The 10,538-nt window shown below is 64.5% G+C and carries 8 protein-coding genes and 1 rRNA gene; 7 read left to right on the top strand and 2 right to left on the bottom strand.

Features of this window, described 5'->3' with window-relative positions; translation table 11 throughout:
• The first annotated feature begins 10 nt into the window (after nucleotides 1-10).
• The 4 genes from benC (at nucleotide 11) to C7H85_RS14500 (ending at nucleotide 4,958) form a co-directional block, all read left to right on the top strand.
• Nucleotides 11-1,039 (top strand): benzoate 1,2-dioxygenase electron transfer component BenC, encoded by a 1,029-nt coding sequence (benC, locus tag C7H85_RS14485; protein WP_106730401.1) that lies wholly within the window; start codon nucleotides 11-13, stop codon nucleotides 1,037-1,039.
• On the top strand, nucleotides 1,036-1,815 hold the full coding sequence (gene benD / locus C7H85_RS14490; RefSeq protein WP_106730402.1) for a benzoate diol dehydrogenase BenD: 780 nt from the start codon (nucleotides 1,036-1,038) through the stop codon (nucleotides 1,813-1,815). The genes benC and benD overlap by 4 nt, the downstream gene beginning before the upstream one ends.
• A 268-nt stretch (nucleotides 1,816-2,083) precedes the next feature.
• Nucleotides 2,084-3,424, top strand: a complete 1,341-nt coding sequence (locus C7H85_RS14495) for an MFS transporter (RefSeq protein ID WP_106730403.1) — start codon at nucleotides 2,084-2,086, stop codon at nucleotides 3,422-3,424.
• A 310-nt stretch (nucleotides 3,425-3,734) separates the two neighbouring features.
• The gene (locus tag C7H85_RS14500; protein ID WP_106730404.1) at nucleotides 3,735-4,958 is read left to right on the top strand and encodes a benzoate/H(+) symporter BenE family transporter; all 1,224 of its coding nucleotides are present in this window, start codon (nucleotides 3,735-3,737) and stop codon (nucleotides 4,956-4,958) included.
• 47 nt (nucleotides 4,959-5,005) lie between these two features.
• Here C7H85_RS14500 and cysM read toward each other — a convergent pair whose 3' ends face one another.
• On the bottom strand, nucleotides 5,006-5,905 hold the full coding sequence (gene cysM, locus C7H85_RS14505; protein ID WP_106730405.1) for a cysteine synthase CysM: 900 nt from the start codon (nucleotides 5,903-5,905) through the stop codon (nucleotides 5,006-5,008).
• 159 nt (nucleotides 5,906-6,064) lie between these two features.
• Between cysM and C7H85_RS14510 the strand changes: the two genes are divergently transcribed.
• The 3 genes from C7H85_RS14510 to C7H85_RS14520 all read left to right on the top strand — a co-directional run bounded on the left by C7H85_RS14510 (nucleotide 6,065) and on the right by C7H85_RS14520 (nucleotide 10,302).
• Nucleotides 6,065-6,418, top strand: a complete 354-nt coding sequence (locus C7H85_RS14510) for a DMT family protein (RefSeq protein WP_106730406.1) — start codon at nucleotides 6,065-6,067, stop codon at nucleotides 6,416-6,418.
• A gap of 253 nt (nucleotides 6,419-6,671) precedes the next feature.
• Nucleotides 6,672-9,332, top strand: a complete 2,661-nt coding sequence (locus C7H85_RS14515) for a bifunctional acetate--CoA ligase family protein/GNAT family N-acetyltransferase (RefSeq protein ID WP_106730407.1) — start codon at nucleotides 6,672-6,674, stop codon at nucleotides 9,330-9,332.
• Between the two features lie 64 nt (nucleotides 9,333-9,396).
• Entirely contained in the window at nucleotides 9,397-10,302 is a 906-nt protein-coding gene (locus C7H85_RS14520; protein WP_106730408.1) for an aldo/keto reductase, read from the top strand.
• 115 nt (nucleotides 10,303-10,417) lie between these two features.
• Here the strand turns inward: C7H85_RS14520 and rrf are convergent.
• Nucleotides 10,418-10,532: ribosomal RNA gene (rrf, locus tag C7H85_RS14525) — 5S ribosomal RNA — on the bottom strand.
• Nucleotides 10,533-10,538: the final 6 nt, after the last annotated feature.

A 10,538-nucleotide genomic window follows, 5' to 3' on the forward strand; every position in this document is an offset into this window, starting at 1 on the left:
GGAGAGCATCATGAGTTACAACATAGCCCTCAACTTCGAAGACGGCGTGACCCGCTTCATCAGCTGCAACGAAGGGGAAACCGTGCTGGACGCGGCCTACCGCAACCAGATCAAGTTGCCCATGGACTGCTCCGACGGCGTCTGCGGCACCTGCAAGGGCAGCTGCCGCCAGGGCAGTTTCGACCTGGGCGACGACTACATCGACGAGGCCCTCACCGAGGAGGAAGTGGCCGAGGGCAAGGTGCTCACCTGCCAGATGGTGCCCTCCGGCGACTGCGTGGTGGAGATCCCCGCCCCCTCCACCCTGTGTAAGACCGGCCAGGTGGAGTTCGGCGGCACCCTGGCCGAGGTCAACCTGATCTCCCCCACCGCCATCGAACTCAAGGTAAGCGCGGACCAGGACATCCCCTTCCTGCCGGGCCAGTACGTCAACATCAGGGTGCCGGGCAGCGAGGAAAGCCGCGCCTACTCCTTCAGCTCGCGCCCGGGCAGCCGGGAGCTGAGCTTCCTGATCCGCAACGTGCCGGGCGGCCTGATGAGCTCCTGGCTGGTGGGCCAGGCCCGGGCCGGCGACCGGCTGAGCCTGACCGGCCCCATGGGCGTGTTCTACCTGCGCCCGGTGGCGCGCCCGGTGCTGATGCTGGCCGGCGGCACCGGCCTGGCGCCCTTCCTGGCAATGCTGGAAGAACTCAAGGTGAAGGGCTGCGACCAGCCGGTGCACCTGATCTACGGCGTGACCAACGACGACGACCTGGTGTGCGTACCGGCGCTGGAGCGGTTCGCCGCCGATATCGGGAATTTCAGCTTCAAGACGGTGGTGGCCGGCGCCGACAGCGCCCACCCGCGCAAGGGCTATGTCACCAACCATATGGAAGACGCTCCCCTCCAGCACGGCGAGGTGGACGTCTACCTGTGCGGTCCGCCGCCCATGGTGGACGCGGTGCTGGGCTACTTCCGCGGCCAGGGCATCCAGCCCGCCTCCTTCCACTACGAGAAGTTCAGCCCCAGCGTCACCACCCTCGCGGAGCAGGTGGCATGAGCGCCCGCTTCCAGGACAAGGTGATGGTGATCACCGGCGCCGCCCAGGGCATAGGCCGGCGGGTGGCCGAGCGGGCGGCGGCGGAAGGCGCCCGCCTGGTGCTGGCGGATCTGGCGGATTACGTGCACGAACTGGCGGCCGAACTCGAACAACAAGGCGCCGAGGCCCTGGCGGTGCAGGCCGACCTGGAAAGCTGGGACGGGGCAGAAACCCTGATGACCCGGGCGGGCGAGCGGTTCGGCCGCATCGACGTGCTGGTCAACAACGTGGGCGGCACCATCTGGGCCCAGCCTTACGAGCACTACAGTCCGGAGCAGATCCAGAAGGAAATCCAGCGTTCCCTGTTCCCCACCCTGTGGTGCTGCCGGGCGGTGCTGCCCTACATGGTGGCGCAGCGTAGTGGCGCCATCGTCAACGTGTCGTCGGTGGCCACCCGCGGCCTGATGCGGGTGCCCTACGGCGCCGCCAAGGGCGGGGTCAACGCCATGACCGTCAACCTGGCGTTCGAATACGCCGAGCACGGCATCCGGGTCAACGCCACCGCCCCCGGCGGCACCGAGGCGCCGCCCCGGCTGACCCCGCGCAACAGCGAGGCCCAGGGCGAACGGGAGCGGCAGTGGTACCAGACCCTGGTCGAGCAGACCAAGGCGACCAGCCTGATGCACCGCTACGGCACCCTGGACGAACAGGCGGCGGCCATCCTGTTCCTCGCCTCCGACGACGCCAGCTATATCACCGGCACCATTCTCCCCGTGGCGGGCGGAGATCCGGGCTGATACACGAAAAGGCGGCCGGAGGGATCGACCTGATGCGTTAAGTCAAGAGGGACAGGGGACGGCCAGAGCCAACCGTCGATGGCAGGGATGCCATCGTCGAGCATACAGGGAAGTACTTGCTGCGTGTTGGCGTGGCAGTTCCCTGTCCCGATAACACCTTGACTGACAGCCTCGGAAGGAATCGACCGCCTTTACATCGGAACTGCGGGGGCCCAGGCCCCCGGACTCCAGACTCCAGACTTAAGGACAACACGCGGAGTAACACCTGATGAAACATATCGATGTCAACGAGACTATAGACAACGCCAGCTTTACCCCCTTCCACTGGAAGGTGCTGTTCTGGTGCACCCTGATCATCATTTTCGACGGCTACGACCTGGTCATTTACGGGGTGGTGCTGCCGATACTGATGGATCAGTGGGCGCTCAACCCCTACGTGGCCGGCCTGTTGGGCAGCAGCGCCCTGTTCGGCATGATGTTCGGCGCCATGGGCTTCGGCATGCTGTCGGACCGGCTCGGCCGCAAAAAAACCATACTGATGTGCGTGGTACTATTCAGCCTCACCACAGTGCTCAATGGCCTGGCCAGCAACCCCTGGCAGTTTGGCCTGCTGCGCTTTATCGCCGGCCTCGGCATCGGCGGCGTCATGCCCAACGTGGTGTCGCTGATGAGCGAATACTCGCCGAAGAGAAGCCGCAGCACCCTGGTGGCGCTGATGTTCAGCGGCTATGCGGTGGGCGGCATGATGTCCGCCGGCCTGGGGATCTGGATAGTGCCCAACTACGGCTGGGAGATCATGTTCTACCTGGCCGCCGTGCCCATGCTGCTGCTGCCGCTGATGATGAAGTTCCTGCCCGAGTCGGTGGCCTTCCTGATGGCGCAGAACCGCCATGAAGAGGCCCGGGTACTGCTGCAGAAGGTGGCACCGGAACGGCAGATTCGCGGTGAGGACGAGTTGGTGGTGCCGCCGGTCAAGGAGCAGAAGGCGCCGGTGCTGGAGCTGCTGCGCGGCGGCCGCACCCTCAGCACCCTGATGTTCTGGACCGCCTTCTTCTGCTGCCTGCTGATGGTCTACGCCCTCGGCTCCTGGCTGCCCAAGCTGATGTCCATGGCCGGCTACGCCCTGGGCTCCAGCCTGATGTCGCTGATGGTGCTGAACATCGGCGCCATCGTCGGCGCCGTGGGCGGCGGCTGGCTGGCCGACCGCTTCTCGCTGCGCTCGGTGCTGGTGACCTTCTTTATGCTGGCCTCCGTATCCCTGGTGCTGCTCGGCTATCCCCACCCCATGTGGCTGCTGTACAGCCTGATGGCCGTGGCCGGCGCCACCACCATCGGCTCGCAGATCCTGCTGTACGCCTATGTGGCCCAGTTCTATCCGGCCAGCATCCGCTCCACCGCCCTCGGCTGGGCCTCGGGCGTGGGCCGCAACGGCGCCATCGTCGGCCCCATGCTGGGCGGCACCCTGCTGGCCCTGGCGCTGCCGCACCAGATGAACTTCCTGGCCCTGGCGGTACCGGGCGCCATCGCCACCCTGGCCATCGCCCTGGTGGGCCGGCGCCTCGGCGCCAGCCAGCCCGCCGCCGAAGCCGGCGCGGCCAGCAACGGCTGATCCCTCGCGGCGATAACCATGGCCCCGGCCTTGTGCCGGGGCTATCAGTTTGTCGACAAAGCCGTCATCATGGCCCGAAGAAGTCGGCCAAAGGGCCAACTCCGCCGACACGCTTCGAGCACATCCCTGTGTCGCTCGTCACATGCCATCCCTGGCATGTGACGGTCGGCGGAGCCGTTCCCTTTGTCCGCCTATTTGAGCATGGGTGCTACTGGATTGAGTGGCTCCGAAAGTTTGTCGCGGCCTGATAGATCCTGGTAGAACCTGCTATTTATCCCTCATATTGCTTTATTTTCAGAAGGAGCCGGATATGACCTCTTTTCTGCGCGATCTGTCGCTGCCGGCGGTGGCCGCGGGCTTTCTGGCGGTGCTGGTGTCCTACGCCGGGCCGCTCGCCATCTTCTTCCAGGCCGGCGCCAGCGCCGGCGTGTCCCAGGAGATGATGACCTCCTGGGTGTGGGCCATTTCCCTCGGCGCCGCCGTCTCCGGCATGGTGCTGTCGCTCTGGCTCAGGGCTCCGGTGGTCACCGCCTGGTCGGCCCCGGGCACCGCCCTGCTGGTGACCCTGTTTCCCGGGCTGTCGCTCAACGAGGCGGTGGGCGCCTACCTCACCGCCGCCGCCATCACCCTGGCGATCGGCCTGTCCGGCAGCTTCGACGCCCTGGTGCGCGCCATTCCCAAAGGCGTGGCCGCCGGCATGATGGCCGGCATCCTGTTCCAGTTCGGGGTGGGCGCCTTCACCGCCATCGACGGCTCCCCCGCCCTGGCCCTCGGCATGCTGGCCGCCTATCTGCTGTGTCGCCGGCTCTGGCCCAAGTACAGCCTGATCCTGCTGCTGCTGGCCGGCATACTGCTGGCGATGGTGCTGGAGGGGGCGTCGCTGGCCGGCCTGCGCTGGGAGCTGGCCACCCCGCAACTGATCCGGCCGGAATGGTCGCTGGCCGCCACCCTGGGCCTGGCGCTGCCGCTGGTGCTGGTCAGCCTGTCCGGCCAGTTCCTGCCGGGCATGGCGATACTGCATGGTTCCGGCTACCCGGTCGGAGCCAGGCCCATCATCGGCGTGACCAGCCTGGTGTCTATGCCCATGGCGCTGTTCGGCGGCATCAGCATAGTGGTGGCGGCCATCACCGCCGCCATCTGCGCCGGCAAGGACGCCCATGAAGACCCCAGGCGACGCTACGTGGCCGGGGTGTTCAACGGCGTCTTCTACCTGGTGGGCGGCCTGTTCGCCGGCACCATAGTGAGCCTGTTCACCTCGCTGCCGGTGGCCTTCGTGGCGGTGCTGGCCGGCCTGGCCCTGCTCGGCGCCATCGGCGGCAATCTGGTCACCGCGCTGGAGGAGCCGAAGGGGCGGGAAGCGTCGCTGATCACCTTTATCGTCACCGCCTCGGGGCTGTCGCTGTACGGGCTGTCCTCGGCCCTGTGGGGTGTGGTGTTCGGCCTGGCCGCCCACCTGGTACTGAACGGCAACCCCGCCGGCAGCCGGGCTCCCTGGCGGGAGTGGTTGCGAGCCCGGGGGCAGAAAACATCCTGAACCATAAAGCCGGAAGCCGGCCATCATCAAGCACCCAGCTATCGGCTTCAAGCCCGAGTGCCGTTGAAGACCCCGGATGACAGGTAGCGATCGCCCCGGTCGCAGATGATGGCCACGATCAGGGCATCGTCGACCTGCTCCGCCAGCCGGAGGGCGCCGGCCACGGCGCCGCCGGAGCTGACCCCGCAGAAGATGCCCTCCACCCGCGCCAGCCTGAGCATGGTGTCCACCGCCTCTGCCTCACTGATGTCCAGCACCTGATCCACCCGGCTCTGGTCGAAGATGCCCGGCAGGTAGGCCTCGGGCCAACGGCGGATCCCCGGAATATGGCTGCCTTCACAGGGCTGCAGGCCAACGATTTGTATCTCGGCATTCTGCTGTTTGAGGTACTGGGAGACCCCCATGATGGTGCCGGTGGTACCCATGCTGGACACGAAGTGGGTGAGGCGGCCCCCGGTCTGACGCCAGATCTCCGGCCCGGTGCCCAGCAGGTGGGCCTGGGGGTTGTCCGGATTGTTGAACTGATCCAGAATCACGCCCTTGCCCTCGGCGGCCATGCTGTCGGCCAGGTCCCGCGCTCCTTCCATGCCGGCTTCCCTGCTCACCAGGATCAGTTCGGCGCCGTAGGCCAGCATCGAGGCCTTGCGCTCCTCGGTAGCGTTGTCGGGCATGATCAGCACCATCCGGTAACCCTTGATCGCCGCCGCCATGGCCAGGGCGATGCCGGTGTTGCCGCTGGTGGCCTCGATCAGGGTATCGCCGGGCCGGATCAGGCCCCGGGCCTCGGCCTGGCGGATCATGTTGAGCGCCGGCCGGTCCTTGACCGAACCCGCCGGGTTATTGCCTTCCAGCTTGACCAGCACCAGGCTGCGGGTATGCCTGGCCAGCCGCTGCAACCGCACCAGGGGGGTGTTGCCGACAAAATCTTCGAGGGTGGGAAACTGCATGTTGAACCTTGGTGACAGGGCATTTCGGCCAGTTTACCCCCTGTCCGGGACCCGGGCCACAGCGGCAAGGGTGAAAACTTTTCACAGCCCGTCCCACGCCATCTTGTACAAGTTTGCGCCAGGCCCGATAATCCGTGCGCCTGTACCGGAGATCACGTCATGAACCCCTTACTCATCACCATTTGCCTGCTGACCCTGAGCAATATCTTCATGACCTTCGCCTGGTACGGCCACCTGAAGAGCATGCAGAACAGCCCCTGGATCTGGGCCGCCCTGATCAGCTGGGGCATCGCCCTGTTCGAATACCTGCTGCAGGTGCCGGCCAACCGCATCGGCGCCCAGGTGGTGAACGTGGGCCAGTTGAAGATACTGCAGGAAGTCATCACCCTGTCGGTATTCGTGCCCTTTTCCATCCTCTACCTGAAGGAGCCCTTCCGCATGGACTTCGTCTGGGCCGGGCTCTGTCTGCTGGGCGCCGTTTTCTTCATGTTCCGGGAGCGGCTGTTCGGCTGAACCGCCGCGGGCTCGTCGGGTATCGTGATAACAGCAGCAGAACTTCCCGTCGCCGTGCCGGACTTGCGATAGCGCAATACTCCGGACCATCCCCGATGTTAGATTCGACTTCCCGCCAGGCCGGCAAGCCGGCTCTCGCCGCCGCCACGTCCCCGGTCACGGCAGTGAAAATGAAACAGGATCAGGGCATTATAATGTGCTACAAAGCCTAAGGCCCTGTGGGTACGGTTCGCCCGATAATCAAGGAGTCGCTATGCCCCTGCAAGGACTTGATGCCTTATTCCGCCCCGCAAGCATTGCCGTGATCGGCGCCTCCCACCGGGATAACGGCGCCGGTAAACTGGTAATGAAAAACCTGCTGGCCGGCAACTTCAGCGGCCCCGTCATGCCGGTCAACCCCAAGTACGAGGCCATCGCCGGCGTCATGGCCTATCCCGATATCGCCAGCCTGCCCCGCACCCCGGATCTGGCGATTTTGTGTACGCCGGCCGACAAGAATCCGCTGATTATCGAGCAATTGGGGCAGAAGGGCTGTAAAGCGGCCATTATCCTGGCCGCCGGCACCCGGCCCGCAGCCATCGAGCAGATGCGCAATAGTGCGCGCCAATACCAGATGCGCCTGCTCGGCCCCAACAGCATGGGGGTGATACTGCCGCACCTGGGCCTGAATGTGAGTTTTGCGCCTTTTCCAGCCAAACCGGGGCGTATCGCCTTTGTTTCCCAGTCGGCGGCGGTGTGCGCCACCATTCTCGACTGGGCCCGCCATAACGATATCGGCTTCTCCCACTTCATTTCCCTGGGCGACGCCGGCGATATCGACTTCGCCCAACTGCTCGACTACCTGGCCCGGGACCGGCATACCAATGCCATCCTGCTGTACATGGACGCGATCCAGGATGCGCGCACCTTTATGTCGGCGGCGCGAGCCGCCTCCCGCAACAAGGCGGTGCTGGTGGTCAAGAGCGGCAAGACCCGCTTCGGCGCCCAGTTCGGCCACCTGCACACCGGCGGCGACGTGGGCCTGGACGCGGCCTACGACGCAGCCATTCGCCGGGCCGGCATGCTCAGGGTGCGGGATACCCACGATCTGTTCGCGGCGGTGGAAACCCTCAATCACGCCCAGAGCCTGCGCGGCGAGCGCCTGGTGATCCTCACCAACGGCGGCGGCCCGGCCATCATGGCCATCGACACCCTGCTGGCCCGGGGCGGCAAGCTGGCCACCCTGGGAGACGCCACCCTGGCGGCGCTGGACCAGGTGCTGCCCTCGGCCTGGTCCCATACCAATCCCATCGACATCGTCGGCGATGCACCGATAGAGCGCTATCTCGCCAGCCTCAGGGTGCTGCTCGACAGCGACGACTTCGACGCCATCCTGATCATGCACGCCCCTTCCGCCGCCATATCCAGCACCCGGGTCGCGAAGGAAGTGATCGAGCTGGTCCGCCAGCACCCCCGATCGCCCCGTTTCAATATCCTGACCAACTGGTCGGGTGAAACCAGCGTATTCGAGGCCAGGCGCTGCTTCACCGAAGCCGGCATTCCCACCTACCGTACCCCGGAAAGCGCGGCCAGTGCCTTTATGCACCTGGTGGAATATCGCCGCAACCAGAAACAGCTGATGGAAACACCGGTTTCGGTGTCCGACATGCCGAACGACAGCGAGACGGTACGGACACTGATCCGGCAGGCCTTCGACGAGGGTGTGCACCAGCTGGATACCCACGAGGTGAGCCGGCTGATGGCCTCCTACGGCATTCAGACCCTGCCCACCTGGATCGCCTCCGACGCCACCGAGGCCGCCCATATCGCCGAGCAGATCGGCTATCCGGTGGCCATCAAGCTGCGCTCCCCGGATATCGCTCACAAATCCGACGTCTCCGGGGTCATGCTCAACCTGCGCTCGGCGGCGGAAGTCGCCCGGGCCGCCGACGCCATCCTCGACCGGGTGCGGCAAACCTACCCCGGAGCCCGCATCCACGGCCTGCTGGTGCAGCGCATGGCCCGCCGGGCCGGCTCCCAGGAACTGCACATAGCGGTGCGATCGGATCCGGTGTTCGGCCCGGTTATTCTGCTCGGCGACGGCGGCGTCGACTGGGAAGGGGAAGAGCAGGCCGCGGTGGCCCTGCCGCCGCTCAACATGACCCTGGCCCGCTATCTGGTGATCCATGCCCTGAAAAGCGGCAAGGTCAGAGCAAACCGTTCCCAGAAAGCGCTCGATATGGAAGCCATCTGCCGGGTGCTCTCCCAGGTTTCCCACCTGATCATCAATCACCCCGAGATCACCAGCCTCGATATCCATCCGCTGCTGGCGACCGGCAACGAGCTGGTGGCGCTGGATGTCAGTGTGCAACTGCGGCCATTCGACGGCGACGGCCAGGCCAGGCTGGCCATCCGGCCCTATCCCAAGGAATGGGAAGAGCCCGCCACGCTCAAGGACGGCAACCGTATACTGCTCAGGCCGATACTGCCGGAAGACGAGCCGGCCCATAAGGACTTTGTCGGCCACGTCTCCGACGAGGACAGGTACAAGCGTTTCTTCGCCGATGTGGTGATCGGTCACGAGGAGCTGGCCCACATGACCCAGATTGACTACGACCGGGAGATGGCGTTCGTGGCGGTGGCCGGCAACGGCGATATTCTCGGGGTGGTACGGGCGGTGTCGGATCCCGACAACAACGATGCCGAGTTTGCCGTGCTGGTGCGCTCCGATCTCAAGGGGGTGGGCCTCGGCCGCTTGCTGATGGAAAAAATCGTCCGCTACGCCAGGCTGCGGGGGCTGCATACCCTCAGCGGTATCACCATGCCCTCGAACCGGGGCATGGTGATGCTGGCGCGCAAACTGGGATTCAAGGTGGACATGCACCTGGAAGACGGTATCGTCGAACTCAAGCTGTCCATCCCCCAGGAAGGCTAGAATAGCTATATTTGGGAAGGACCTTACAGAACCATAATGACAATCAATAACAGGGAGTCCAGCTATGCCGGTTTCACGTCTTCTTATCAGTCCCGAAGGGCCCCAGTTTTCCCGCCTGATCATGGGCTACTGGCGACTGCTGGAGTGGCAGATGTCGCCCCAGCAATTACTGACCTTTATCGAACAGCATCTGGAGCTTGGGATCACCACGATAGATCACGCGGATATCTACGGAGGCTACGGTTGTGAAGCCGCCTTCGGCGAGGCCCTGAAGCTCAAACCACGGCTGAGAGAGCAGCTGCAAATCGTCACCAAGTGTGGTATCGCGCTGCCTTCCGCTGCCAAAGCGGAGCATCAGCTGGCTCACTACAACAGCGAGAAAGCCCATATCATCGCTTCGGTAGAGCAGTCGCTGCGCCATTTCGGCACCGACCACCTGGATCTGTTGCTGATCCACAGGCCCGACTATCTGATGAATGCCGACGAGATGGCCAAGGCCTTTAATAACCTGAGAAAAAGCGGCAAGGTCAGGCACTTCGGCGTGTCCAATTTCACCCCGCGTCAGTTCGAGCTGTTGCAGTCGCGGCTGGATTATCCCCTGGTCACCAATCAGGTGGAAATTTCTCCCATCCGACAGGACAGCCTCACCGACGGTACCCTGGATCAATGCCAGCAGCGGCATATCAGGCCCATGGCCTGGTCCTGCCTCGGCGGTGGTCGCTTGTTCCATGATCCGGATTTTCAGCCGCTCAGGGACGAACTGGCACAAATCGCCCTGGAAGTCGACGCCGCCAGCATAGAGCAGGTGGTCTATGCCTGGGTGATGATGTTGCCGAGCCAGCCGCTGCCGATCATCGGTTCGGGCAAGATGGCGCGGGTAAAACAGGCCGTGCAGGCGGAAAACATTCAGCTGAGCCGCCAGCAGTGGTATCGCATCCGCCGTGCCGCCCTGGGCCGGGATGTGGATTGATAGCAGGTGCAAGCCAGCCCTTCACCGGCGTGAAGGGCTGGCTCTACGGAGCAGAACCTGTTCAGTTCCAAACGAAAAAACCCCGACACTTTCGTATCGGGGTTTTTAATTGGGTGCCTGGCAGTGACCTACTTTCACATGGCAGCTGCCACACTATCATCGGCGCGGTCGCGTTTCACTTCTGAGTTCGGCATGGGGTCAGGTGGTTCCACAACGCTATCGCCGCCAGGCAATAA

Source organism: Zobellella endophytica, assembly GCF_003012775.1.
Lineage (GTDB): Bacteria > Pseudomonadota > Gammaproteobacteria > Enterobacterales > Aeromonadaceae > Oceanimonas > Oceanimonas endophytica.

Bases quoted from the DNA above. Each gene is read 5' to 3' on its own strand.
- benC (WP_106730401.1), top strand. From the start codon at position 11: ATGAGTTACAACATAGCCCTCAACTTCGAAGACGGCGTGACCCGCTTC.
- benD (WP_106730402.1), top strand. From the start codon at position 1,036: ATGAGCGCCCGCTTCCAGGACAAGGTGATGGTGATCACCGGCGCCGCC.
- C7H85_RS14495 (WP_106730403.1), top strand. From the start codon at position 2,084: ATGAAACATATCGATGTCAACGAGACTATAGACAACGCCAGCTTTACC.
- C7H85_RS14500 (WP_106730404.1), top strand. From the start codon at position 3,735: ATGACCTCTTTTCTGCGCGATCTGTCGCTGCCGGCGGTGGCCGCGGGC.
- cysM (WP_106730405.1), bottom strand. From the start codon at position 5,905: ATGCAGTTTCCCACCCTCGAAGATTTTGTCGGCAACACCCCCCTGGTG.
- C7H85_RS14510 (WP_106730406.1), top strand. From the start codon at position 6,065: ATGAACCCCTTACTCATCACCATTTGCCTGCTGACCCTGAGCAATATC.
- C7H85_RS14515 (WP_106730407.1), top strand. From the start codon at position 6,672: ATGCCCCTGCAAGGACTTGATGCCTTATTCCGCCCCGCAAGCATTGCC.
- C7H85_RS14520 (WP_106730408.1), top strand. From the start codon at position 9,397: ATGCCGGTTTCACGTCTTCTTATCAGTCCCGAAGGGCCCCAGTTTTCC.